Genomic DNA, 24194 nt, shown 5'->3' with positions numbered 1-24194 from the left:
GCGCTCCGGCGCCGCGACCGCAGCAGCGGATGCCTTCCCGTCCGCGGCGGCTCGGGCGGCGCCCGTCGCCCGAGCGCACCCGGACCCCGCACCGGCCGGTGCCCTGCTGGTGGCCGGTGACGTGGTGACGGATGTCGTCGCACGGCACCGGGGGCCGCTGGCGGCCGGTACCGACACCTCGGCGGTCATCCGCACCCTGCCCGGCGGTGCCGGGGCCAACGTGGCGTGCTGGGCCGCGCACCGGGGCGCTCCGGACGTGCGTCTGCTGGGACGGGTGGGCGTGGACGCGGCGGCCTGGCACGAACGGGAGCTGACCGCCCACGGAGTGCGTCCCCGTCTGGTCGTGGACGAGCGGGCGCCGACCGGCATGGTGATCTGCCTCGTCGACGCGGAGGCCGCCGCGGAGCGGACGTTCCTCACCGACAGCGGCGCGTCGCTGCGGCTGGATCCCGGTGACTGGTCCGACGCGCTGCTCGACGGGGTCGCCCGGCTGCACCTGTCGGGCTACCTCCTGTTCTCCGAGCCGAGCCGGGCGTTCGTGACGGTGGCCGTGCGGGCGGCACGCGCGCGTGGCGTGCCCGTGAGCCTGGATCCGGCGTCGGCGGGGTTCCTGGCGGAGCTGGGTGCCGGTCGTTTCCTGGCGCTCATCGAGGGCGTGGACGTCCTGCTGCCCAGCCGTGACGAGGCGTGCCTGCTGACGGGACTGTCCGACGCGGCGGAGGCGGCGGCGCGCCTGAGCCGGCACGTACCGCTGGTGGTCGCCAAGCAGGGGGCTCAGGGCGCGCTGGTGGCGCGGTCCGGCGCCGTGTGCGCCCGCGTGCCCGCCGTCCCGGCGGTGCCCCGGGACACCACGGGCGCCGGCGACGCGTTCACGGGCGCTTTCCTCGCCGCCCTGCTCGCGGGGGCCGACCCCGAGGAGGCGGCGGTGCAGGGGTGCGGAGCGGGGGCCGCGGCGGTGGCCCGGGTGGGCGGCAGACCTCCGGCGCCCGGCTGACGGCGCCCGCGGGGCGAGCGGTTGCGGGCACGGGGCCGGCGCGGACGGAGACGTACGGGGCGGCCGCGGACGGCGACGACGGCAAGGGCTCGGTACGTCCGGGGACGGATGGCTCACGGTGTGCGCCCCGAGCGGAGATCAGGGGCGCGGCTGCGAAGTCCAGGCTGCCGGGGCGGCGTTCCCCGGCACCCTTCCCACCACCGGGACCACCCGGGCCGACAGGCAGGACGCCTTCGTCCACAGCCGGGAACAAAGCGGAACCCCCGCTGCCCACAGGTTCGCTCGCCGTCGGCGCGGGGCTGGCAGACTGGCGTGCCAAGGCGCGGCAGCACGGCGCGGGGGGATCCACGCGAGGAGATCCATATGTCCATGGCAGGGAATCTGCGGAAGGTCACGAGCCTCGGCGGAGTCGACGGTCTGCGCAAGGTGGCCCGGCTGGCCCGGCGGCGCCCACGCGTCGACCTGAGCCACCCGGCCCGGTCCCCGCTGGGCTCCTCCGTGGTCAACTGCGTGACGTACCGGGAGGGCGTCCGGGCGTCGGCGCGCGACGACCTGGTCGACGCGGTGCGGCGGGTGCGCAAGAGCGGGGACGGCTTCGTCTGGCTCGGCCTGCACGAGCCGACCGACCAGGAGTTCGCGGGGATCGCGGAGCTGTTCGACCTGCATCCGCTGGCGGTCGAGGACGCCGTCGAGGCCCACCAGCGCCCGAAGGTGGAGCGGTACGGCGAGACGCTGTTCGCGGTGTTCAAGACGGTCTGCTACGTCGAGCACGACGAACTGACGGCCACCAGCGAGGTGGTGAACACCGGCGAGATCATGGTGTTCGTCGGCGAGGACTTCGTGATCACCGTGCGGCACGGACGGCACGGCTCGCTGGGCCCGTTGCGCGAGGAGCTGGAGTCCGACCCCGAGCAGCTCGCCAAGGGGCCGGCGGCGGTGCTGCACGCGGTCGCGGACCACGTGGTCGACGAGTACCTGAACGTCACGGACGCCGTGCACCTCGACATCGACCACGTCGAGACGGAGGTGTTCGCGGAGCACGGCGCGCGGACCGATCCCGGGCGCATCTACCAGCTCAAGCGTGAACTCCTCGAACTGAAGCGGGCGGTGGTGCCCCTCGGCCGGCCGCTGGAGGAGCTCGCCACCCGGCCGGCCCGGGTGGTGCCGCCGGAGATACAGGCGTACTTCCGCGACGTCTCGGACCACCTGCTGCGGGCCAAGGAGCAGATCGCCTCCTTCGACGAACTGCTCAACTCGATCCTCCAGGCGCACCTGGCGCAGGTCACGGTCGCGCAGAACGAGGACATGCGCAAGATCACGGCATGGGCCGCGATCGTGGCCGTGCCGACGATGGTCTGCGGGATGTACGGCATGAACTTCGACCACATGCCGGAGCTGCACTGGCGGTACGGCTACGGCATGGTCATCGGCGTCATATCCGTCGCCTGCCTGGCGCTGTACCGGGGCTTCCGGCGCAACGGCTGGCTCTGAGGCACCGTTCCACGGCCCCTCGGACGCGCCGGCCGGCGTCGGCACCCCGCGGCCCGCCGGTGGTGCGCCCCGGTCCTGGCGTGGACGCTCCCGGCCCGGGCGGCGATCCGCTCCCCGCTCGGGTGCCGGGCCGGGTCGGACTCGCCGATCACGCCGACGAGGCGCCTGGTCGTACCCGCGGCGACCCGGAGTCCTGGGTCCGTGCCGGGATGCCCTGGCCCCGGACCGGATGCCCGGCGGGCTCTCGGGCTGCGGGGCCTTCAGGCCGCGGGTCCGCGCCACGCGGGATGCCGGGGGTCGTCGGCCCGCACCAGGACGTCGGCCGCGCCGGCCGGGTCCGTCTCCTCCGCATAGCGCTCGAAGGCGGGCAGGGTCCAGTGCTCGTCCTCGGGGGTGCGGCGGGCCAGGGCGGCCGGGGTGAGGAGGACGTGAACGCTCAGATCGAAGGGGAACCAGTGCCGGAGGAGGAAGGGACCGTGCAGCAACAGAGCTCCGCCGGGCGGCAGTTGGACATAAGGACTGCGGGTGGCGCGGTCGGTGGCCGGGTCCCACAGGTCGGGCAGGACGCGACCGTTCCCGCCGGGTTCGAGGGGGTCGAACACCTCGCGCCACAGGGCGCGTGTGTCGTACCAGCCGTTGTAGTAGGACTCCAGGTCGCGGCGGCCGTACTCCAGGCGGAGCGAGGCGGGGCGCAGGAAGCCCTCCGTGCCGACGACGAGGGAGGGGCGGCCGCGGGTGCGCAGGGCCTCGGCGACCCGCGCGGCGAGGTCCCCCGGCCGGGCGGCGGGGGCACCGTCGAAGGCGATGCGCGGCCAGGAGCCTCCGTCGGCCGGCTTCAGGTCGAGCAGGCGCTCGGCGAGCAGGTCGCCGAGCCGGTCCCAGGTGATCGCTTCCAGTCGCACACGGCCCATGATGCGCCAAGCGCCGATCGAACCGCGCCCGGCGCCCGCGGCGGTGGCGCGGTGCGGCACCGCCGCCGGGGGAAGGAACCTGCCATGGTCTCCCCCACGGCGTCCCCGGGGGCGCCCCGCTCGACCACCGCGCCCCGTCCGGGACTTCTCGCCTTCCAGCCGCTGTGGAAGCGGCACTGTGCCGTGTGCCGTCGCGGGCCGCTGTCGCTGCTCGTCGTGGAGGACGGTGCGCCGCGCTGCCTCGACTGTGCCGATCTCGGGCACCTGGTGTTCCTGCCGCGCGGTGACACGGCGCTGACCCGCAGGTCCCGGGAGGAGAGCGGGCTGTCGGCGGTGGTCGTGCGGTTCAACCGGCGCAAGGGGCGCTACGAGCGGCAGGGCGTCCTGGTCGAGGAGGCCGCCCTCGCCCGGGCGGAGCGGCGCTGCCTCGCGGACGCCGAGGCCAGACGCCGGCGCAGAGCGCGGGACGCGCGCCGGCGGGCGGCCCAGGACGTGCGGTTCGCGCAGGCCTTCGCGGCGGAGATACGGCGGCTGTTCCCCGGCTGCCCGGACGGGCGCGCCCGGGACATCGCCGCGCACGCCTCGCTGCGGGGCAGCGGCCGGGTGGGCCGCAGCGCGGCGGGGCGGGCGCTGACCGAGTCGGCGGTCACCTCGGCGGTGGTGGCGTCGGTACGGCATCTGGACACGCCCTACGATCGGCTGCTGATGGGCGGCGTGCCGCGGCACGAGGCGCGGCGGCGGATCGCGGCGGACGTGGAGACGGTGCTGCGGGGATGGCGGGCGGGCGCGGCCGGGACGGGGACCGGCTGACGCGGGGCGTCGCCGGGGCGCGTCCTCGGGCGGTGCCGTCTGCGGGCGTGTGCGGTCGTCGTGGTCACCGCGCCCGGAGCGGATTTCACTTGTGATGACGGACGGATGCCGGGCAGGATCCCGGCCCCACGGGGGAGTTGAGGCTTCAATGATCGACGGACCGTACTTCGTGCTGACGGTGCTGGGGGTGCTCGGGACCGGGCTGGTGGCAGGGGTGTTCTGCGGGTTCTCGACCTTCGTGATGCGGGGTCTGGCCGCGTTGCCGCCGGCGCAGGGCGTGGCCGCGATGAACGCGATCAACGTGGCCGCGGTCAGGCCGCCGTTCATGGTCGTCTTCCTCGGTTCGGCGTTGCTGAGCGCGGTGATCGCCGTGGTGACCGTCGTGGTGTGGCCGGACGGCGGGACGGCGGAGCTGCTCGCGGGCAGCGCGCTGTACCTGTTCGGCTCGTTCGGGGTCACCCTGGCGGCGAACGTGCCGCGCAACGACGCGCTGGCCGGGACGGCCCCGGGCACCCCGGAGGCGGCCGCGTACTGGCCGTCGTACGTGCGGGAGTGGACGCGGTGGAACCACGTCCGCACGGTCGCCTCGGCCGGGGCGGCGGTGGCGTACACACTGGCGCTCACCTGAGGGGAGGCGGGATCCCCGCGCGTGGGAGAGGGGGCGGTCCGAGAGCCTGCGCGCGGCGCCGGGGGCACGTATCGTGGCGGGAAGAGTGCCGCCCGACGACGCACGGCCCGCCGCACGCGTACGCAAGGAAGACGGCCATGGCCGATCCCAAGGGATTCATGACCACGCCTCGCCAGGAGTGGCCGCGCCGGCCCGTCGGGGAACGGGTCCGGGACTGGGACGAGGTCTACGTCCCGGGGGCCCTGCTGCCCCTCGTCAGCAAGCAGGCGGACCGCTGCATGGACTGCGGCATCCCCTTCTGCCACCAGGCCTGCCCGCTCGGCAACCTGATCCCCGAGTGGAACGACCTGGTGTCGCGGGAGGACTGGCGGACGGCGGCGGACCGGCTGCACGCCACGAACAACTTCCCCGAGTTCACCGGCCGGTTGTGCCCGGCACCGTGCGAGGCGGGCTGTGTGCTGGCGATCAACCAGCCGGCCGTCACCATCAAGAACGTCGAGTGCGCCATCGCCGACCGTGCCTGGGAGGAGGGGTTCGCGCCGCCGGCTCCGCCGGACCGGCTGTCCGGCAGGACGGTCGCGGTGATCGGCTCCGGGCCCACCGGGCTGGCCGCCGCGCAGCAGCTCACCCGGGCGGGACACACGGTCGCCGTGTACGAGAGGGACGACCGGATCGGCGGGCTGATGCGGTACGGCATCCCCGCGTTCAAGATGGAGAAGCACCACCTCGAGCGGCGCATTGAGCAGATGCGGGCCGAGGGGACCAGGTTCCGTACGTCGACGGCCGTCGGGCGGGACGTCGACGCGGCCGAGCTGCGGGCCCGCTACGACGCCGTCGTGGTCGCGACGGGAGCCACGGCGTGGCGGGAACTGCCGGTTCCGGGGCGGGAGCTGGCAGGTGTGCACCAGGCGATGGAGTACCTGCCGCAGGCGAACCGGGTGTGCGAGGGGGATCTGGAGAGCTCCCCGTTGTCCGCCGCCGGGAAGCACGTCGTCATCGTCGGCGGCGGCGACACCGGCGCCGACTGCCTGGGGACGGCGGTCCGGGAGGGGGCCGCGTCCGTGACCCAGCTGGACATCTACGCCCGGCCGGGCACGGAGCGCGAGGAGGAGAGCGAGCCGTGGCCGACGTACCCGAAGCTCTACCGGCTGTCCGCCGCGCACGAGGAGGCCCGGGACCTGCGGACGGCTCCGGCGGCGGACGCGGACGCGCGGCTGTTCGCGGCGTCCACGCTGCGCTTCACCGGGGACGCGGACGGGCACGTGCGGACGCTGCACCTGGTCGAGGTGGACGCGCGGCGCCGCCCGCTGCCGGGCACCGGGCGGGCGCTCCCCGCCGACCTGGTGCTGCTCGCCCTCGGGTTCTCCGGGCCGGACCGGACGGACGGGCTCATCGACCGGCTGGGGCTGGAGCTGGAGCCCCGCGGCACGCTGGCGCGGGACGCGGGGTTCGCGTCGAACGTCCCCGGTGTGTTCGTCGCGGGGGACGCCGCCCGGGGGCAGTCGCTGATCGTGTGGGCCATCGCCGAGGGCAGGGCCGTGGCGGCGGCCGTCGACCGCTACCTGACCGGCGTCCCCTCGCGCCTGCCCGCGCCGATCGGCCCGTACGACCGGCCGATGACCGTGTGACGGCGACACGGCGACACGATGGCGTGAGGAGAGGGGACACCGGGAGGGACGGGCTGGCGGGTGGCCGGTCAGCAGGGGTCCGTCCCCGCCGGCTTCGCCGTGGAGAGGGCGATCCGGTTCCAGGTGCGGATCGTCGGGACGAGGTCCGGCACCTGGGCGCGTTCCCGCTCGTCGAAGTGGGCCGCGGCCCGGGCGCAGACGCCGTCCGGGACGCCGGCGTCGGCCACCCGGGGCACCGCCTCCGTGAGGGCGGGGGCCGCCTGTTGCTTCGCGGTGAAGAAGCGCGGGGCCTCCCGCCGGACCGCGACCACGTGCAGCCGCTCCTCGCTCGCGCCGCGCCGGCCTCGCGGGCGTCGCCGGTGTGCAGGTGGAGGCAGTACGCGCGGTGGTCGAGGTGCGAGGCGCGGAGCCGGATCACTGCGTCGAGGGCCGGGGCGAGGCCTTCACGGGCGGCGGCGTCGAAGGCCATCAGGGCACGGAAGACCCTCGGCGCGGTACGGGCGAAGTCGAGGCGGGCCGCCGGGCCGGCCGGACCGACGGGTGCGGACGTCCGGGTCGTGAGCGTCCTCATGTCCTTCACCCCACGGCCGGGAAAGGCCGGTTGTAGGGTGCATCTCCATGCCGGAATCACGGGTCGACACGCCAGCACCGCCGGAGCCGGAACCCAGGGGCGGCGCGGCGGGGTCCTGGGCCGACGCGGCGGAGCGGATCGGTGCCGACCTGCATCTGGAGCTGTCCGGTCCGGGCGGGCGGCGGGCGGCGCTGACCCGGGCGCTGCGCGAGGCGGTGCGCGGCGGGCGGCTCGCTCCCGGCACCCGGCTGCCGCCGTACCGCTCGCTCGCCGCGGACCTGGGCGTCGCCCGCAACACGGTGGCCGACGCGTACGCGGAGCTCGTCGCGGAGGGCTGGCTCACCGCCCGGCAGGGCTCGGGCACCCGGGTCGCGGAGCGTGCGGCGCCGCTGCCGCCCCGCACGCGCGGGCCCGGCAAGGCACCGCCCCGCGCGCACGGGCCGCGGCACGACCTGCGCCAGGGCAGCCCGGACGGTTCGGCGTTCCCGCGGGCCGCGTGGGCCGCCTCCTACCGGCGGGCCCTGCGGCAGGCTCCCGGCGAGGCGTTCGGGCCCGGTGGTCCGGCGGGCCGGCCGGAGCTGCGGGAGGCGCTCGCCGAGTACCTGGCCCGCGCGCGGGGCGTGCGGACCGAGCCGGGCCGGATCGTGGTCTGCTCCGGGTTCGCGCACGCCCTGCGGCTGCTCTTCGGCGGAGGGGTGCTGGGCGGTCCGCTGGCCGTGGAGGGGTACGGGCTGGGTTTCCACCGGGAGCTGCTGGCGGCGGCCGGGGTGCGGACGGTGCCGCTCCCCCTGGACGAGGACGGCGCGCGCGTGGACCGGCTGGCGCGCGAGCGGGCCGTCCTGCTGACGCCGGCGCACCAGTTCCCCACCGGCGGCCCGCTGCACCCGCGGCGCCGGGCCGCCGTGATCGACTGGGCACGCGCGCGGGACGGGGTGGTGCTGGAGGACGACTACGACGGGGAGTTCCGCTACGACCGCAAGCCCGTCGGGGCCCTGCAGGGACTCGACCCCGAGCGGGTCGTCCACATCGGCTCGGTCAGCAAGAGCCTGTCGCCGGCGCTGCGGCTGGGCTGGATGGTGCTGCCGGAGCGGTACGTCGACGGGGTGCTGGCGGCCAAGGGCGAGCGGGAGGCCTGGGCGAGCGTCCTCGACCAGCTGGGGCTCGCCGACTTCCTCGTCCGCGGGGCGTACGACCGGCACGTACGGCGCATGCGGCAGCGGTACCGCGGTCGGCGGGACCGGCTCGTGGCGGCGCTCGCCGGGCACGCCCCGCACGCCGAGGTCACCGGGGTCGCGGCCGGGCTGCACGCGGTGCTGCGGCTGCCGCCCGGCACCGAGCGGTCAGCGGTGGAGGCCGCCGCCCGGCGGGGTGTCGCCCTCGACGGCCTCGCCGGGTTCCGGCACCCGGAGACGGACATGCCCCCGCGCGACGGCCTCGTCGTGGGCTACGCGACGCCCCCGGAGCACGCCTACGGGGCGGCACTGGAGGCCCTGTGCGAGGCCCTGCGCGAGGTGCTGCCGCCGGGCGGACCGGCGGGAGCGCCTCCGTCCGTACCGGCGGGCTGACCGGCAGGGAACCGGGAGCGGACGCCCCGCAGGCCCGCCCCCCTCCGCGTGAGGAACGGCCGCCGGCGGACCGCCCCGCAGGCGGCCGGAGCCGCGGTCACGAAGCCGGAAACCGGCAGGTCCGCCCCGGTCGCACGGACGAGCCGACCGGCCCGGGCAGAGCCGCCCCGGCCTGCCGGCGCCCGGTCCCGGGCCCGACTCGGCCCCTACGGCTTGCGCCCCACCGCCCCGTAGCCCGGGATCACCCCGTCGTCCTGGCCGGGGACCGGCTCCCCGAGCTCCGGGTGCCACCGGTGGGGCACCTCGACGCCGGGTTCGACGAGGTCGAGGCCGTCGAAGAAGCGGGCGAACTCCGTGCGGGAGCGCAGCGCCAGGCTGACCCCGGCCGCCCTCATCTTCTCGGTGGCCGCCGCGGACTCCTCAGGGGTGAAGTCGGACGTCGCGTGGGTCATCACGAGATAGCTGCCGGAGGGCACCTCGGCCAGCAGCCGGCGGACCAGGTCGTGCGCGCCGTCCTCGTCGGGGACGAAGTGCAGCAGCGCGATGAGCGAGAGCGCGACCGGCTGGGAGAAGTCCAGGACCTTGCGCGCGCCCTCGACGATGGAGGCCGGGTCGCGCACGTCGGCCTGCAGGTACTCGGTGACCCCCTCGTCCGTGCCGCGCAGCAGGGCCGCCGCGTGGGCCAGCACGATGGGGTCGTTGTCGCAGTAGACGACGCGCGCGTCGGGGGCGATCCCCTGGGCGACCTGGTGGAGGTTGGGCTCGGTCGGGATGCCGGTGCCGATGTCGAGGAACTGGCGCACGCCCTGGCCGGCCAGCCACCGCGTGGTCCGGTGCATGAAGGCCCGGTTGACCCGCGCCATCACCGGAACCCTCGGGTCCAGGGCGAGCATCTGCCGGCCCATGGCCTCGTCGACCGGGTAGTTGTCCTTGCCGCCGAGATACCAGTCGTACATCCGCGCGGGATGCGGCTTGCTCGTGTCGATCTCGACGGGGGGCTGCCCGGTCATGGCGCACTCCATAAGTCTCTGCGGGATCCGGGGAATTCGCCGGATCCACCGTGGTTGGTGATCAACTCAGTGCCAAGATAAGGGAATTGACTGAACGCAAACGACGAGCAGCACAGGTCACGACAGCAGGAAGTCCGCCACCCCCGCCTTGGCCCCCTCGATGAAGGCCGTCATCTCGTCGGAGGTGTAGATCAGCGCCGGCCCGTCGGGATCGGTGGACTGGCGTACGGCGATGCGGCCGTCGGCGAGCTTCATCGCTTCCAGGCAGTTGCCCCCGTTGCCGCCGCTCCACGGCTTGTGCCAGCCCTCGCTGCCCAGCTCCCGGGCCGGCATGCCGTTGTAGATCCGCTCGGCGCGGATCCGTGCTTTCGGCTGGGACGTGATGCGATCCATTACAGCTCCTTGCGGAGATCCTGGAGGATCTCCTTCGTGCGTTGTGCCGTAGCGGCCTGCGCCGCCATGCGGTCCATGACCTCGAGGTGGGTCGCCACCTCGGCGCGCGCGTCCAGGTAGACGGCGCCGGTCAGGTACTCGCTGTAGACCATGTCCGGCAGTTCGGGCATGGCAAATCGGAACAGCACGAACGGCCCGTACGTGCCGGGGTGGGGCCCGCTCGCGAACGGGGCGATCTGCAGGGTGACGTTCGGCAGCTTCGCGGCGTCGAGCAGCCTGTCGATCTGGGCACGCATCACCTCCGGGCCGCCGACCGGGCGGCGCAACGCGGTCTCGTCCATCACGACCCACAGCCGGGGCGCGTCCTCACGGGTGAGCAGTTGCTGGCGCTGCATGCGCAATGCGACGTGGCGCTCGATGTCGTCGGGCCGGGTCTGGCCGATGGCGCCCGACGTGAGCACTCCGCGCGCGTACTCCTCGGTCTGCAGCAGGCCGGGGACGAAGTGCGGCTCGTAGGAGCGGATGAGGCTGGCCGCGCCCTCCAGGCTGACGTACATCGAGAACCAGTTCGGCAGGATGTCGTGGAAGCGCTGCCACCAGCCCGGTTTGTTGGCGTCCTCGGCGAGCTGCACGAAGGCGGCCGCCTCGTCCTCGGGTACGCCATAGGCCTGCAGGAGCAGTTGGAGGTACGGGATCTTGAGCGCGACCTCGGCCGTCTCCATGCGGCGGATGGTGGCGGGCGCGACGTGGAGCACGCGGGCGGCCTCCTCCCGCTTGAGCCCCGCGCGTTCCCGCAGGTCCAGCAGGCGCCGGCCGAGGACGACCTGGCCGACCGTCGGCGCGGACCGCGGTTCGCTCACGCTCCACCTCCACAGAAAGTTTCCGGACAGCCCGGCGGCGCCATTCGATGACCTTTCGAAGACTCGCTGATCGAACGATCCGAACGAAGTTTCGATGATCTCAACTGGCGCCGCTCGACGTGCTGTTGCGAGCAGTGTGCCACGCCCGTCCAGACCGTCACACATCACTCTGCAATTTTCAGAGTGACACTTGCCAAGCTGTTCGCGCCGGGGCGATAGTGGCAAGCGTGATTCCGTCCGCGCCCTTAGGAACAGACGCCGTCGCCGGCCCCGTCGGCCTCGGCGCCGCCGCGGGAGCAGGCCCTGACCAGGCCGCTGCCGAGCGCCGGTTCCGTTTCGAGCTGGCCGCACACCCGGGCTCTCCCGCGCAGGCCAGACGCCTGACACGCGCCCGGCTGACCGGCTGGTCGGTGTGCGAGGACACCTGCGACACCGCGGCCCTGGTCGTCTCCGAGCTGGTCACCAACGCCATCGTGCACACCGCCAGCACGCACATCGTGTGCGAGCTGCACGACGGTGCCGACCTGGTGCGCATAGCCGTGCGCGACGAAGGCTGCGCCCCGGGCCAGCCCCTCGCGGCCACCCGGCAGCGCCCCGAGGAGGAGCACGGCCGCGGGCTGCTCCTGGTCGACGCGCTGTGCCACGCCTGGGGAGCCCAGGAGCACGGTCTCGGACTGATGGTCTGGGCCGAGCTGCCGCGCGGGGGCGACAGCCCCCGCGACTCGCGCGAACCCCGCGACGACCTGGGCTGGGGCACCCGCCCCAAGCCGGGCTCGTCCGGCGACCCGGACGAGGAGGACGGCGGGGACGGCGGCGAGGCGGACGGGACCGCCGACGCCGAGTTCCCCGGTGGCACCGGGCACGCCGGCACCCCTCGGGACACCGGCCGCACCCGCGGTGCCGAGCACGCGCAGGGTGCCGGGCACGGCCAGGTCGTCGAGCGCGCCCGGGTCGTCCGCCAGGCCGGCCGCGCGGGCGGCGCCGCCCCCACCGGCACCGCCGGGACACCCCCGTTCGGGCGGTCCCCGGGCAGGGGAAGCGGGTGAGGGCCCGGACGGGCCGGTCGCTGGGTCTGGACACCCTGGTACGCCTTCAGCGCGCGGCGCGCCCCGCCGGCGCGGCCGTCCCGCTGCGGCTGCCCGTGCCCGACGGCATGACGGCTCCGCTGGGCTGCGACGCGGTGGCGGTCCCCGCCCGCCTCGGCCCGCTCGTCATGCCCCGGCTGCCGCGCGTCGGCTGCGTCTACGCCGACCGGGCGCACTGGTGGTGGCTGGTGCCGTCCGACTCCGACTACGCCATGGAGTGGCCCGCGCCCGCGCGGTACGCCACCGGCGCGGTCCTGCCGGACGTCCCGGACCTGCCCGGACTCATCCACCGGCCGGACGGCACCCTCCCGTACACCCCGCCGATCCCCCTCTATCTGGCCCTGTGCCGGCTGACGGGTACGGCTCCGGCGTGGTCCCGCCCGGTGAGCGCGTAGCTCCACCCCGCCTGCCCCACCCCGCCGTCCCCACCCCGCCGGCTCCGCCTCGGTGCGCCCGGCGAGGGCGGAGCTCTCCCCCTTCCGGACCGGTGGCGCACGCGTCGCCGGCTGCCCCGCCGGGGCGGAGCCCGCCCCCGGCCCGCTCCCTCCGCCCCCACAGCCCCACCGTCCGCACCCTCCCCGCAGGGCCCCTCGGTGGTGCGCCCGCGCGCTTCCGCCGCCGCGCCGCACGCCCTGCCCCGGCGGTCCCGGCCCGGCCATAGTGGCCGTTCGTCCGCCAACGGTGATCGCGGGAGGTCGACGGTGGGAATGGCCGGGAAGGCCCAGGGCTCTGGTCGGCGAGACGGGACACGCGCGGCGGACGAACCGCCGCTGTCCGAGTCGGAGAGGCTGCTCTTCGGCGGCCCGCTCCGCTACGACACGGGCTGGAACCAGCACCGCGGCGCCTTCCTGGAGCTCGACTTCCGCGCCATGATCAGGCAGCTGCCCGCCATGCTGGCCTCCAGCCTCCGGCTAGCCCTCCGGGCCGACCGGCGTGCCGCGCGGACCGTGCTGGCCGCCGAGACGGGCCGGGGCGTCGCGCAGGCGGTGAACCTGCTCGCGGTCAACAGCGTGCTGGCCCGGCTGATGGGCGCCGGACCGATCGAGGACCGGCTGCGCGGTGCCGTCCCGGCGCTGGCCGTCATGGCCGTCGTGATGCTGGTCGCGACCCTGCTGCGGGCTGCCGGCACGTACGCCGCCGGCAGCCTGGAGCCCAAGGTGGAACGGGTGGCGACCGAGCTGTACCTGGAACGGGCGGCGGCCGTGGAGCTCGCCGCCATCGAGGACCACGCCTTCCACAAGCTGCTGGACACCGCCCAGTACGGCGCCTCCTCGGCCCGCCGGATGATCTCGTACGGCACGCGCGTGATGAACGCGGCGATCTCGCTGGTCGCGGCGGCCGGCGTGCTGACCGTCCTGCACCCGGTCCTGCTGCCGCTGCTGGTCACGATGACGCTGCCCAGCGCCTGGAGCTCCCTGACGATCGCCCGGCGCCGCTACGCGTCCTTCCACACCTGGGTGCAGCACGCCCGCGCCGGCCACCTGCTCAGCGGCCTGCTCACGGAGCCGCAGGCCGCGCCGGAGATCCGCGTGCACGGCGTGGGCCCCTTCCTGCTGCGCCACTTCCGGGCGATGTCGGAGACGGCGGAGGCGGAGCAGGCCCGGCTGGCGCGGCTCGCGGCCGGTACGGGGCTGTTCGCGGCGGCGTGGACGGGGCTCGCGGCGGCGGCGACGTACGCGACGCTGGGCGGGCTGCTGCTGGCGGGGGCGATGGCGCTGTCGGTGGCCGGCACGGCGGTGATCGCGATCCGCACCGGCTCCGCCAGCCTGGAGACCCTGGTACTGGAGGTCAACCAGCTCCACGAGGAGGCCCTGTTCGTCGGCGACCTGGAGAAGCTGTACGCGGAGGCGGCCAAGCGGGCGATCCCGGTCGGCGGCCTCCCGCTGCCCGAGGAGCCGCGGGAGGTCCGCTTCGAGAACGTGACGTTCCGCTACCCGGGCGAGGCGTCCCGCCCCGCCCTCGACGACGTCACCCTGACCGTGCCGCTGGGCCGGATCGTGGCGCTGGTCGGCGAGAACGGCTCCGGCAAGACGACCCTGGTGAAGCTGCTCGCCGGCCTGTACACCCCGGACAAGGGGCGGATCCTGTGGGACGACGTGGACGCGGCGGCCGTGGACCGGCGGCTGCTCGCCGAGCGCATCGCGATGGTGGCGCAGGACTTCAAGCGGTGGCCGTTCACGGCCCGGGTGAACATCGCCGTGGGGCACCCCTCGGCGCCGCTGACCGAGGAACGTCTGGCCGCGGCGGTCGCCGAGGCGGGCGCCGGGGAGGTGGTCGCGGACCTGCCGCGGGGACTGGACACCCTGCTGGCCCGCGAGTTCAACGGCGGGCACGAGCTGTCGGGCGGGCAGTGGCAGCGGCTGGGGATCGCCCGGGCCGCCTACCGCCGCGGGCAGGTCCTCATCGTGGACGAGCCCACGGCGGCCCTGGACGCCCGGGCCGAGCTGGAGGTCTTCGACCGGATCCGCGCCCTGGCCGACGGCGGGCAGACCGTCGTGCTCATCACGCACCGGCTGGCGTCCGTGCGCCACGCGGACCTGGTGCACGTCCTGGACCAGGGCCGGCTGGTCGAGTCCGGCTCGCCCGACGAGCTGCTGGCGCGCGGCGGGCTCTACGCGGAGCTGTACGCGCTGCAGGCGGAGCAGTTCACCAGGGCGCCGGCCCCGGTCGCGCAGGAGCCGCCGGCGACGGAGCCGGCGGCGGACGGCGTACGGGGGGCGAAGGGGCCGGTGGCGGACGGTCCGGCGGCGCGGGAGGCGGCGGCGCACGTGCCGGTCACCGGTGGGCCGGCCCCGACGGCGGGCTGAGGCACGGCTCAGGCGGTGGCGTCACCGGAGCCGTCGCTCCGCACGATCACCAGGAACATGTCCGTCGCGAGGTCCATGACAACCTCGGCGGGCAGGCCCTCCAGACGCCGCGCCTGCGCGAACTCCTCCGCCGGCCACGAACCACGCGGGCCGCCGGCGGGAAAGCTCTCGAGCACCGTTCGCCCGTTCACCCTGCACCTCCATGTAGCGCTGTACTCGTAGAGTTAAACGCCAACCATGGGGTGAACACCTCGCGAAGTGACGGTACTGAGACGTAGTTGACACACGTTCACCCTCAAGTGTGAGGAACGTCTCAGCCGCTTGGCTGTTTTCCTCACTCCTCGTATCAGTCGTCGCACTCGTCGTGATACCGGGCGTGCTCACTTCCCCCAGGAGCACCGAAGGTTGCCGCACGCCCCTTCGGTTCCTCCCACTCCTCCTGCCGGCCGAGCGCGGTGAGGCCCAGCGGGCCGGTGGCCGAACCGAGTCCGTCGAGACCGCGCCCGTCCGTGGAGCAGGTGCGGAAGGCCCGGTCGCGGTCGCGCAGGAAGCAGCCGAGGCCGGACCGTTCGACGAGCTCCTTGCCGACCTCGGCCACGGGCAGTCTCCGCTCGGCGTTGAGCGCGTCCCGCGCGCGGGTGACGGCCTTCTCCTCGGCCGGCAGTCCTTCGCGTGCCGCGCGCCACCGCTCGCGCGAGACGATCTCCGGAAGCGGCATGCCCCCTCCTGTGCGACGGTCCCGTTCGGTGCGGTGACCCGGGGGCCGGGCGGAACCCACCGGCGGGGCGGCGGCCTTTCCGGCACGGGAGCCGTCTGTGGCGTTGTGCCGTTCACGTTCCGGGGGTTCAGGTGTCGTGCCCCTACGGCGACCGCGGCGGCCGAACCGGACCCGTCGCGCTCTTGATCGTCGTGCGCGGGTCCCGTGCGTCCGGTGATGATGACCTCGGCGGGATCCTCCGCGGCGGACGGTGTCCGCACGCGCCGTGCGACCGGGTCGCCGGACGGCGCACTCCGGACGGCGCACTCCGGGCCGCGCGTCCCGCCGCGGGTCTGTCGCGGGACGGGATGTGCGCGCATCCCGGCACCACCGTCCCGCCGGTGGCTTCGGAAAGGAGCCCGGCATGCTCCTCGGCACCTGGAACCTGGAGAACCTCTACCGGCCGGGCGGCCCCTTCGGGCCGGAGGACGAGGCCGCGTACGAGGCGAAGCTCGCCGCCCTCGCCGCCGTGATCACGGAGCTCGATCCGGCGCTGCTCGGCGTGCAGGAGGTCGGGGATCCCGGTGCCCTGGAGGACCTGGCCGGGATGCTGGACGAGGAGTGGCACGTGGTGCTCTCCGAGCACGCGGACGGCCGCGGCATCCGGGTCGGTTTCCTCAGCCGCACGCGGCCGGCGGTGGTGGCCGACACGAAGGCGTTCCCGGCGCCGCTGCGGCCGGTGCAGGTCGACGACTCGGGCCTGACGGCGGCGGAGGCCGGGCGCGGCTTCCTGGCGGTGGAGACCGCCACCGGGGACGGCCCGCTGCGGGTGGCCGTCTGCCATCTGAAGTCGAAGCTGCTGTCGTATCCGGGCGGCCGGTTCCACCCGCGCGACGAGGGCGAACGGGCCCGGTACGGCGCCTACGCCCTCTGCCGGCGGGCCGCCGAGGCGACCGCGCTGCGCGCCCTCGCGGACGAGCTGCTGGCCGGTGACGGGCGCGAGCGGGACGTGGCGGTCCTCGGCGACCTCAACGACGAGGTGCAGGCCGCGACCACGCAGATCCTGCTCGGCCCGCCCGGCTCGGAGATCGGCACGCCCGGCCACGACCTGCCCGACCGGGGCGACGCGACCCGGCTGTGGGACGTGGCCCCGCTGATCCCCGCCGGCCGGCGCTACTCCCGCGTCCAGGCCGGGCGGCGCGAACTGATCGACCACGTCCTGCTCAGCCACTGTCTGGTCCGCCGGGTGACGGCGGCGGGCACGGGCCTGCCGGACGAGGACGCGCCGCGCCTGCCGTCCGTCGGCCCGGACCCGGCGGAGCGGCGCGGGGCGTCGGGGTCCGACCACGCGCCGGTGTGGGTCCGGATCGGCGACGGCGACTGACGGCCTCCCGGCTGCCCCGGCTGCCCCGGTGTTCCCGGCTGCCCCGGCCTCTCTCCGGCTTCCCCCTCCTCCGGTCTCCCCGGCCGCAGGCCTCCTGCCGCGAGCCAGGCGTCAGCCGGCGCGGCGCACCGCGGGCCCGGTCGACCCGGCCGATCCGGTCGACCCGGTCGGTCCGGTCGGTCCGGTCGGTCCGGTCGATCCGGTCGGCCCGACGCGTTCCCGGTGGGCGGCGAGTTCGCCGAGGAGGGCGGTGAGGCGTTCGGTGTGCCGCGGGGAGAGCCGTCCGGTGTCGTCGAGGTGCACGGCCCCGGCGGTCGTGGTGTCCACGAGCCGTTCGAGGAGGCCGGCGACCTCGTCCGCGCCTTCGGCGTGCCGGGCGAGGGCGGGCAGTTCGTGCGCGGCCAGGGAGATGGCCGTGCGGGCCTCGGCGAGCGTGCGGTAGGCCTCGCGGCGGAGGGTCCAGCGGGCGGCACGGTGGTCGGCGGAGGTGGCGGGGCGGCCGGAGAGGGCCACGCGGCCGCCGGAGGAGGTCGCACGGCCGGCGGCAAGGGCGCCGGCCGCGGCGGTGCGCGGCTCCCGCGCCTCCTCCAGGACGTGGTCGAGGTACGCCTGCGCGGCGCCGGTCGCGGCGGCCAGCCGGGCCCGTACGCCCCCGCCCCGCTGCCCCGGGATCGGCAGGTGGCCGACGATCAGCACGATCGCGCAGGCCAGCAGCGTCTCCCCGATCCGGCCGGCGGAGGCCTGCGGTTCGCCGCCGACCATCACCAGGGCGAGCACGAGCACGGTCACCACGGCGGTCTGGGCGGCGAAGTGCCGGGTGGCGACGGGAATGAGGGCGCCGCTGACGGCGACGAGCGCGACGAGCCCCCCGGGCCGGGGCAGCACGGCCGCGAACCCGGCGAAGAGGAGGGCGCCGAGCACGGTCCCGGCCGCCCGGCTCAGCACCCGCGAGGCGAGCGGCCCGAGGTCGGGCTTGACGAGGAAGACGGCGGTGGCGGGCAGCCAGTACCAGTGCGTGTGCTGCCCGTACCACTGGGCCTGGTACAGGGCCTGCGCGACGGCCGCGCTGGCCCCGAAGCACAGGGCGACCCGCAGGCCGTACTCCCGTCCGCCGTCGCCGAGGGCGGCCCGCACCCGGTCGGCCGGGCTGCGGCGCCGGGTGTGCAGGTCGCCGCCCTTGCCCCGGTCGAAGACCTCGGCCGCGTGCAGCAGGGCGTCGTCGAGGGCGCGCAGGGCGGGCACCGAGCGGGAGGGCGCGGGCAGCGGCCCGGTGTGCGCGTTGTCGCGTACGGCGGCGGCGAGGCGCCGGGGCCCCTCGGAGGTCCGGGCCGACACCGCCTCCCCGGCCCAGGCCAGCGCGGTGGCGGCCTCGGCGAGCGGCAGCGCGGCGGCGTACCGGGCGTGCAGCCGCCGTTCGGCGGACGAGGAGGCGTACCGCCGGAGCCGGGGTCCGGCGAGCGCGTCCTGCGCGTGGTCGAGGGCGGCGGTGAGCGCGGCCCGGCGTGCGCCCGCGTCGGCCGTTCCGGCGGCGTCGAGGAGGTCGGCGACGGCGTCGTACACGGCGGCCACGGCCTTGCGCTCCCCGTCGAAGCGGAAGTCGCCGGCGAGGGAGCCGGGGGTGGGCAGGGCGAGCCGCAGCGCGAGCAGCCACCCGGCTCCGGCGAGGAAGGCGAGGGCCCGCGCCCAGCCGGTCTCGGGGAGCGGCATCCCGGCGCCGACGGCGGTGGCGACGAGGAGCTGCGTACCGGCCCCTGAGGCGACGGGCCCCACGGCGCTGACGGCCCCGGCGAACAGCCCGAGCCCGGTGAACAGCAGGGTGAGCGGGACCGCGCCGAGGTGCTCCCCCGCGCAGGTCCCCACGAGCAGTCCGGCCGCCCCCGCCAGGGCGGGCACGCCGATCCGCTTGACGGAGGCCCGCCGGCTGCCGGGCCGGTCGTTGATCCCGGCGAGCATGGCGGCGACGGCGGCGACGACGCCCAGGGAGGCGCGGTCGGCGGCGACGGCGAGCAGCAGGAGCGGCCCGGCGGCGAGCGCCCCGCGCGTCACCGCGCTCCAGGGCACCGGCCCGCGCTGCGCGCGCAGCGTGTGGGCGAGCCACGGCGGCAGGGCGAGGTCAGCGGGACGACGGTTCACGGGGCTGCGGGCTGCGCGGCGGGACACGGGGCTCCTGTCGGCTGTCGAGGGCGGGGGTGAGCCTTCGGGCGACGGTGGCCGGGCTGTACGGGCGTGGTCTCCACGGTAGGCGGAGTACCCGGCGGAAGGGGAACACGCGTGTTGCCGGGGTGTGACGATCGGCGGGAGAGGCGCGTTCCTCGTGAACGCGGCCCGGGGCGGGCCGGGCGGAGGGGCGGGCGGCTGCCGCGCCGCCGCGGAAGAGCCCGGCAACCTTTCCGTGGGCTGTGACCACTGACGAGTCGGCAGCGCGTGTTCTCCTGAACCACGTAAGGACTCATCCGTGGCATCCCCCTCACACCGCCGCGCCCCCGGCAAGCGGCGCACCGTCCTGGCACCGGCCGTCGCCGTGGCGGCCGTCGGACTCCTCGTATCGCTGGTCGTCGCGGTCACGCCCGACGACGGGTCCGGCGCCGTGCGGACCTCGGGAGCGGCCGTCTCCACGGCCGCCCCCACGGCCGGCTCCGGTGCCGGCGCCCGGCCGGGCGTCCCGCCCACGGCGACCGCGCAGCAGCCGAAGCGGAAGCCGTCCACGGCGTCCCCGGCCCCGAGGCCCTCCGCGACCACCGCGTCGGCCCGGCCGTCGCGCGGGAGCACCCCCGCGGCCACGCCCGCCCCGCGCCGGGCTTCCGGCACGGCGCCGCTGGCCGGGCGGATGAAGCCCGGGGTCACCTACGACGGAGTCGCCACCCACTACGACGCCGCGGACGGCGACGGCGCCTGCCTGTACGGCCCGAGCCCCGACCTCATGATCGCGGCGATGAACACCACCGACTACGAGACGTCCAAGGCGTGCGGGGCGCACGTCCTCGTCCGCGCGGCCGGCGGTGCGTCCGTGACGGTCCGGATCACCAACGAGTGCCCCTCCCCCTGCGCCCCCGGGCAGCTCGACCTCAGCAAGGAGGCCTTCGCCGAGCTCGCCGGTCTCTCCGCCGGGCGGATCGCGATCACGTGGACCCTGCTCAGCCCCGCCACGTCCGAGACCGTCTCGATCCGCTACAAGACCGGCTCCAGCCGCCACTGGTGCGGTGTCCAGGCGATCGGCCACCGCAACCCGCTGGCCCGGCTGGAGGTCGGCACCGGCTCCGGATGGCGTCAGCTGACCCGCACCGAGTACAACTACTTCCTCTCCCCCGACGGCACCGGCTGCGGCGGCGCCCTGAGGCTCACCGACATCTACGGCGAGCAGCTGACCGTCGACGGCATCGCCGTGCGGCCGGACGCCGTACAGCCGACCCGCGTCCAGTTCGCCCGGCACTGAGGCGCGCGCTCAGCGCCGCCCGGCCGTCTCCACCGCCCGCCCCAGGATCGCCTCCGCCTCGGTGACGCTGCGGGCGAGCGCGTCCGGGTCGGGCGTGAGGGCGGCCACGAGCGCGTCCACCCGCGACAGCCCGGCCCGCTCGACGAGCCCTTTCTCATTGGTGACCCACTCCCCGCGCGCCGCCAGCACGGCGTGCGCGGACTGCGCCGCCGCGACGGCGATCGCGCCCGCGACCTGGGTGAGGGCGCCGTTCGGGGCGTGGCCCGCCTTGGCGTAGGCGAGGGTGGCGGCGGCCGTGCCGTGCCAGTGGGCGGGGGCGGAGGCGCGCAGCGCCGGCGGGTAGGCGGTGGGCTGCCGCAGCGTGCCCCGCAGCACCCGGTTGACGGCGAGCTCCGCGACGAGCAGGTAGGTCGGGATGCCCGCCAGGTGGAACATCAGCGGCTCGACGCGGAAGCGGCCCCGCTCCGACTCCGCCCACACCTCCTCGACCACGCGCAGGTCGCGGTAGTGCACGTCCACGCGGCGGCCGTCGATCGTCAGCCACGCGCCCCCGTTGAAGACACCGCCGCCCCAGGCGCCGATCTCGCAGACCTCGCCCTCCCAGCCGACCGCGCGCAGGTCGCCGGGGTCGAAGCCGTCCCGGTAGTAGACGGCCAGGTCCCAGTCGCTGTCCGGCCGTTCGGTGCCCCGGGCGCGTGAACCGCCGAGGGTGACGGCCTCGACGGCGGGCAGGGCGGCGAGGCGGTCGGCGGTGGCGTCGAGGAAGGCCCGGTCGTCGGTGAGGGAGGGCACGGTGCGGCTCCTGACGGTCGTGGTTCGGGTGGAAGGGGGTGGGGGGAGGGGAGGCGGGGGGCGAGGGGGCGGGGCGCGACGGAAAAGCGGGTGCGCGGGGCAGCACGGCACCGCATGATCGGGGGGGTTCCGCCCGACCGCACACCGTCGCCCGCAGGCCGCCGCCCACCGCCCGCTGTCCGCCGTCCGCCGTCCGCCGTCCGCCAGACAGGAGCCTCCGTGATCCAGCGCCTCACCGTCCCTGACCTGTTCCCGCCGCCCAGGTACTCCCACGCGTCCGTGGTGGAGGCCGGCACGAAGCTCGCCTTCCTCGCCGGTTCCGTCCCGCTCGACGCCGGCGGCACGCTCGTCGGGCCGGGGGACCCCGTACGGCAGGCCGAGCAGGTGCTCGCCAACCTCGGGACCCAACTGCGCGCGGCCGGAAGCGACTTCCCGCACGTCGTGGCGACGGACGTGTACGTCGTGAGCGCCGATCCGGCGGTGCTGTCCGCCGTCTGGGGCGTCGTCGAGGCCTCCGGGCTCAGCGCCGGACCCCACGCGTCGACGCTGATCGGCGTCGCCTGCCTCGGGTACCCCGGGCAACTGGTGGAGATCACCGCGACAGCCGTCGTCCCCGGCCCGTCCGGGGAGGCCTCGTGCTGATCGAGCACCGCGGGCGGCGCCCCGTCGTCCCGGAGTCCGCGTACGTCGCTCCGACCGCCGTCCTCTGCGGGGCCGTCACCCTCGGCGAACGCGCCCGTGTGCTGCACGGGGCCGTGCTCACCGCCGAGGACGGGGAGGTCCGCGTCGGGTCGGACGTCGTCGTCATGGAGAACGCGCTGGTGCGGGGACGCTCGGGGCACCCCGCCGTCATCGGCGACGCGGTGCTCGTCGGCCCGCACGCCCACGTCAACGGGGCGACCATCGAGGACGAGGTCTTCGTGGCGACCGGCGCCTCCGCCTTCCCCGGAGCCGTCGCGGGCGCCGGCTCCGAACTGCGGATCAACAGCGTGCTGCACGTCAACTCCGTCCTGCCGCCCGGTTCCGTCCTGCCCATCGGCTGGATCGCGGCGGGAGCGCCCCGGGCGCGGCTGTTCGCCCCGGGCGAGCACGACGCGCTGTGGCAGGTGCAGCAGGGCCTGGACTTCCCCGGCACGGTGTACGGCGTCCCGCGCGGCACCTCCCTGCGCGACCTGATGGCCCGCCAGGCCGACTTCTACGGCGCCCACCGCGACGACCGCGTCCTGGACGAACAACCCCCGGCGCCTCCGCCCGCGGACCGTCCGTGAGCCACGGCCCCGGCCCGGCCCCGCGCTCCCGTCCGTCGCGTCACCGCCGGGCGTACCGGTCCGTCGCCGCGATCAGCGCGTCCTCCATACCGGGCGCGGACGCGTCGTGCCCCGCCTCGTCAACGAGGACCAACTCGCTGCCGGGCCAGGCGTGGTGGAGCCGCCAGACGGTGCCGAGGAGGTTGCCGAAGTCGAGGCTGCCCTGCACGAGCGTCCCCGGCACCCCCGCCAGCAGGTGCGCGTCGCGCAGGACGACCCCCTCGTCGTTGCCTTCACCGAGGAAGTGGTCGTTGGCGAAGTAGTGGGTGACGGTACGGGCGAAACCCCTGCGGAACACCGGGTCCTCGAACCGTGCCACGGAGCGCGGCGGCGCCGGGATGATCGCTGTCTCCCAGTCGGTCCAGGCCCGCGCGGCACGCTCCCGCACCTGCGGGTCCGGCGACTCGACGAGCCGGTTGCAGGCGGCGGCGAGGTCGCCGTCCCGGTCGTCCTCCGGCAGGTCGGCCAGGAACCGCCCGAAGGCCTCCGGGAAGATCTTCCCCAGTCCTCTGGTCAGCAGGGTCACTTCGGGACGGGAGCCGGTGGCGATGCCCGTCAGCACCAGCTCGGACACCACCCCGGGATGCGTCTGCGCGTACCGCAGCCCGAGCACCGATCCCCACGACACGCCCCACACGAGCCACCGCTCGATCCCCAGGTGCGCGCGCAGCCGCTCCAGGTCGGCGAGGAGGTGGGCGGTGGTGTTCACGCTCATGTCGGTGTCGTGGGCGCTCGCGTGCGGCGTCGAACGCCCGCAGCCGCGCTGGTCGAGCAGGACGATCCGGTACGCCGCCGGGTCGAACAGCCGCCGGTACCACGGCGTGCAGCCCGAGCCCGGCCCGCCGTGCAGCACCAGGGCGGGCTTGCCGTCCGGGTTGCCGCTGGTCTCCCAGTACACGCGGTTGCCGTCGCCGACGTCGAGCATGCCGTGCGCGTACGGTTCGATTGCCGGATAGAGGCCCATCGCCGCACCGTAACGTCCGCACGCCGGTCCGCTCACCTCATTTCTTCGCCCGCGGCAGGCCCGCCGTCCGCGCCGCCGTGCGCAGCACCTCCCGCAGCATCCCGGGGGTGAGCCGGCCGGTGAAGGTGTTGCGCTGGCTGACGTGGTAGCAGCCGAAGAGGTCCAGCCGGCCGGGACGGTCCCGCTCGTCGGCACGACCGGGGGCGCCGGTGTCGGTGTTGGTGGCGGTGGCAGTGGCGGTGGCGGTGGCGGTGGCGTCGAGGGTGACGTGCGTGCCGTGGGCGAAGGCGGGGCGGGGGCGCGGCACGGTCCAGCCCGCCTCCGCGAACGCGGGCAGCGCGGCCTGCCAGCCGAAGGCGCCGAGGACGACCACGGCCCGCAGCGTCGGCCGCAGCAGCCGCAGCTCCTGCACGAGCCAGGGCCGGCAGGCGTCCCGCTCGCCGGGCGTGGGCTTGTTGGCCGGCGGGGCGCAGTGCACGGGCGCGGTGACCCGCACGCCGTACAGTTCGAGACCGTCGCCGGCGTACGCGGACGCGGGCTGCGAGGCGAGTCCGACGTCGTACAGCGCCTCGTACAGCACGTCCCCCGAGCGGTCTCCGGTGAACATGCGGCCGGTGCGGTTGCCGCCGTGGGCGGCGGGCGCGAGGCCGACGACCAGCATCTGGGCGTCGTCCGGTCCGAAGCCCGGCACCGGCCGCCCCCAGTACGTCCAGTCGGCGAAGGCGGCCCGCCTGGTCCGGGCCACCTCCTCGCGCCAGGCCACCAGCCGCGGACAGGCACGGCAGCCCGCGATGCGCCGGTCGAGGGCGGTGAGGGCACTGGAATCCATGGTTCCACCGTAGGGCCGCAGAGCCGCCGCCCGGC

General features: G+C 75.6%; 22 protein-coding genes and 2 pseudogenes. 13 read left to right on the top strand and 11 right to left on the bottom strand.

Going from position 1 to position 24194, the window contains the following annotated elements; genetic code table 11:
* Positions 1-124: 124 nt before the first annotated feature.
* Positions 125-994: a carbohydrate kinase family protein gene (locus ACIF8T_RS04570; protein ID WP_400031047.1), complete on the top strand. Its 870-nt coding sequence runs from the start codon at positions 125-127 to the stop codon at positions 992-994.
* Between the two features lie 363 nt (positions 995-1357).
* Positions 1358-2485: a magnesium and cobalt transport protein CorA gene (locus ACIF8T_RS04565; protein WP_400031045.1), complete on the top strand. Its 1128-nt coding sequence runs from the start codon at positions 1358-1360 to the stop codon at positions 2483-2485.
* A 260-nt stretch (positions 2486-2745) separates the two neighbouring features.
* Here the strand turns inward: ACIF8T_RS04565 and ACIF8T_RS04560 are convergent, their stop codons facing one another.
* Complete coding sequence (locus ACIF8T_RS04560; RefSeq protein WP_400031043.1) at positions 2746-3387, bottom strand: uridine kinase; 642 nt, start codon at positions 3385-3387, stop codon at positions 2746-2748.
* A 93-nt stretch (positions 3388-3480) separates the two neighbouring features.
* On the opposite strand from ACIF8T_RS04560, the gene ACIF8T_RS04555 reads away from it, so the two are divergent.
* From ACIF8T_RS04555 to ACIF8T_RS04545, 3 genes are all read left to right on the top strand, one after another.
* Complete coding sequence (locus ACIF8T_RS04555; protein ID WP_400031041.1) at positions 3481-4206, top strand: DUF2293 domain-containing protein; 726 nt, start codon at positions 3481-3483, stop codon at positions 4204-4206.
* A 148-nt stretch (positions 4207-4354) separates the two neighbouring features.
* A complete protein-coding gene (locus ACIF8T_RS04550) occupies positions 4355-4834 on the top strand; it encodes a DUF1772 domain-containing protein (RefSeq protein WP_400031039.1) in 480 nt (159 codons plus the stop codon).
* 137 nt (positions 4835-4971) lie between these two features.
* Positions 4972-6462: a glutamate synthase subunit beta gene (locus ACIF8T_RS04545; RefSeq protein WP_400031037.1), complete on the top strand. Its 1491-nt coding sequence runs from the start codon at positions 4972-4974 to the stop codon at positions 6460-6462.
* Between the two features lie 68 nt (positions 6463-6530).
* Here the strand turns inward: ACIF8T_RS04545 and ACIF8T_RS04540 are convergent.
* Positions 6531-7033 (bottom strand): annotated as a pseudogene (locus ACIF8T_RS04540) (carboxymuconolactone decarboxylase family protein).
* Positions 7034-7080: 47 nt separating this feature from the next.
* Between ACIF8T_RS04540 and ACIF8T_RS04535 the strand changes: the two are divergent.
* Positions 7081-8598 carry a PLP-dependent aminotransferase family protein gene (locus ACIF8T_RS04535; protein WP_400031035.1) on the top strand — a complete coding sequence of 506 codons (1518 nt, stop codon included), beginning with the start codon at positions 7081-7083 and terminating at the stop codon, positions 8596-8598.
* 206 nt (positions 8599-8804) lie between these two features.
* Here the strand turns inward: ACIF8T_RS04535 and ACIF8T_RS04530 are convergent, their stop codons facing one another.
* The 3 genes from ACIF8T_RS04530 to ACIF8T_RS04520 form a co-directional block, all read right to left on the bottom strand.
* On the bottom strand, positions 8805-9608 hold the full coding sequence (locus tag ACIF8T_RS04530) for an SAM-dependent methyltransferase (RefSeq protein WP_400031033.1): 804 nt from the start codon (positions 9606-9608) through the stop codon (positions 8805-8807).
* 117 nt (positions 9609-9725) lie between these two features.
* Positions 9726-10001 carry a DUF397 domain-containing protein gene (locus ACIF8T_RS04525; RefSeq protein WP_400031031.1) on the bottom strand — a complete coding sequence of 92 codons (276 nt, stop codon included), beginning with the start codon at positions 9999-10001 and terminating at the stop codon, positions 9726-9728.
* A complete protein-coding gene (locus ACIF8T_RS04520; protein WP_400031029.1) occupies positions 10001-10861 on the bottom strand; it encodes a helix-turn-helix domain-containing protein in 861 nt (286 codons plus the stop codon). The genes ACIF8T_RS04525 and ACIF8T_RS04520 overlap by 1 nt, the downstream gene beginning before the upstream one ends.
* Positions 10862-11079: 218 nt before the next feature.
* Here ACIF8T_RS04520 and ACIF8T_RS04515 point away from each other — a divergent pair.
* From ACIF8T_RS04515 to ACIF8T_RS04505, 3 genes and pseudogenes are all read left to right on the top strand, one after another.
* Positions 11080-11691, top strand: a pseudogene (locus ACIF8T_RS04515) (ATP-binding protein); the annotation flags it as partial.
* Positions 11692-11903: 212 nt separating this feature from the next.
* Positions 11904-12341, top strand: coding sequence for a hypothetical protein (locus ACIF8T_RS04510; protein WP_400031027.1), 438 nt, complete (start codon positions 11904-11906; stop codon positions 12339-12341).
* Between the two features lie 312 nt (positions 12342-12653).
* The gene (locus ACIF8T_RS04505) at positions 12654-14753 is read left to right on the top strand and encodes an ABC transporter ATP-binding protein (protein ID WP_400031025.1); all 2100 of its coding nucleotides are present in this window, start codon (positions 12654-12656) and stop codon (positions 14751-14753) included.
* Between the two features lie 8 nt (positions 14754-14761).
* Here ACIF8T_RS04505 and ACIF8T_RS04500 read toward each other — a convergent pair whose 3' ends face one another.
* Positions 14762-14944, bottom strand: coding sequence for a hypothetical protein (locus ACIF8T_RS04500; protein ID WP_400031023.1), 183 nt, complete (start codon positions 14942-14944; stop codon positions 14762-14764).
* Positions 14945-15099: 155 nt separating this feature from the next.
* Positions 15100-15471: a DUF899 family protein gene (locus ACIF8T_RS04495; RefSeq protein ID WP_400031021.1), complete on the bottom strand. Its 372-nt coding sequence runs from the start codon at positions 15469-15471 to the stop codon at positions 15100-15102.
* A gap of 403 nt (positions 15472-15874) precedes the next feature.
* Between ACIF8T_RS04495 and ACIF8T_RS04490 the strand changes: the two genes are divergently transcribed.
* The gene (locus tag ACIF8T_RS04490) at positions 15875-16834 is read left to right on the top strand and encodes an endonuclease/exonuclease/phosphatase family protein (protein WP_400031019.1); all 960 of its coding nucleotides are present in this window, start codon (positions 15875-15877) and stop codon (positions 16832-16834) included.
* Between the two features lie 111 nt (positions 16835-16945).
* On the opposite strand, the gene ACIF8T_RS04485 is transcribed toward ACIF8T_RS04490, so the two are convergent.
* On the bottom strand, positions 16946-18994 hold the full coding sequence (locus ACIF8T_RS04485) for an FUSC family protein (protein ID WP_400031017.1): 2049 nt from the start codon (positions 18992-18994) through the stop codon (positions 16946-16948).
* A 295-nt stretch (positions 18995-19289) separates the two neighbouring features.
* On the opposite strand from ACIF8T_RS04485, the gene ACIF8T_RS04480 reads away from it, so the two are divergent.
* Positions 19290-20267: an expansin EXLX1 family cellulose-binding protein gene (locus ACIF8T_RS04480; protein ID WP_400031015.1), complete on the top strand. Its 978-nt coding sequence runs from the start codon at positions 19290-19292 to the stop codon at positions 20265-20267.
* 9 nt (positions 20268-20276) lie between these two features.
* On the opposite strand, the gene ACIF8T_RS04475 is transcribed toward ACIF8T_RS04480, so the two are convergent.
* Entirely contained in the window at positions 20277-21059 is a 783-nt protein-coding gene (locus tag ACIF8T_RS04475) for a nucleotidyltransferase domain-containing protein (protein WP_400031013.1), read from the bottom strand.
* Positions 21060-21278: 219 nt separating this feature from the next.
* On the opposite strand from ACIF8T_RS04475, the gene ACIF8T_RS04470 reads away from it, so the two are divergent.
* Both ACIF8T_RS04470 and ACIF8T_RS04465 read left to right on the top strand, forming a co-directional pair.
* The gene (locus ACIF8T_RS04470; protein ID WP_400031011.1) at positions 21279-21701 is read left to right on the top strand and encodes a RidA family protein; all 423 of its coding nucleotides are present in this window, start codon (positions 21279-21281) and stop codon (positions 21699-21701) included.
* Complete coding sequence (locus ACIF8T_RS04465; protein ID WP_400031009.1) at positions 21695-22327, top strand: gamma carbonic anhydrase family protein; 633 nt, start codon at positions 21695-21697, stop codon at positions 22325-22327. The genes ACIF8T_RS04470 and ACIF8T_RS04465 overlap by 7 nt, the downstream gene beginning before the upstream one ends.
* Before the next feature lie 40 nt (positions 22328-22367).
* On the opposite strand, the gene pip is transcribed toward ACIF8T_RS04465, so the two are convergent.
* Together pip and ACIF8T_RS04455 are read right to left on the bottom strand one after the other, a co-directional pair.
* Positions 22368-23330, bottom strand: coding sequence for a prolyl aminopeptidase (gene pip / locus ACIF8T_RS04460; protein WP_400031007.1), 963 nt, complete (start codon positions 23328-23330; stop codon positions 22368-22370).
* Positions 23331-23367: 37 nt separating this feature from the next.
* Positions 23368-24159: a uracil-DNA glycosylase gene (locus tag ACIF8T_RS04455; protein WP_400031005.1), complete on the bottom strand. Its 792-nt coding sequence runs from the start codon at positions 24157-24159 to the stop codon at positions 23368-23370.
* Positions 24160-24194 lie beyond the last annotated feature (35 nt).

Origin of the sequence: Streptomyces sp. NPDC085946, from assembly GCF_044540485.1 — a bacterium.
GTDB lineage: Bacteria > Actinomycetota > Actinomycetes > Streptomycetales > Streptomycetaceae > Streptomyces.
Note: the sequence above shows the minus strand (reverse complement) of the source record. Positions and strands in the feature narration are given on the sequence as shown.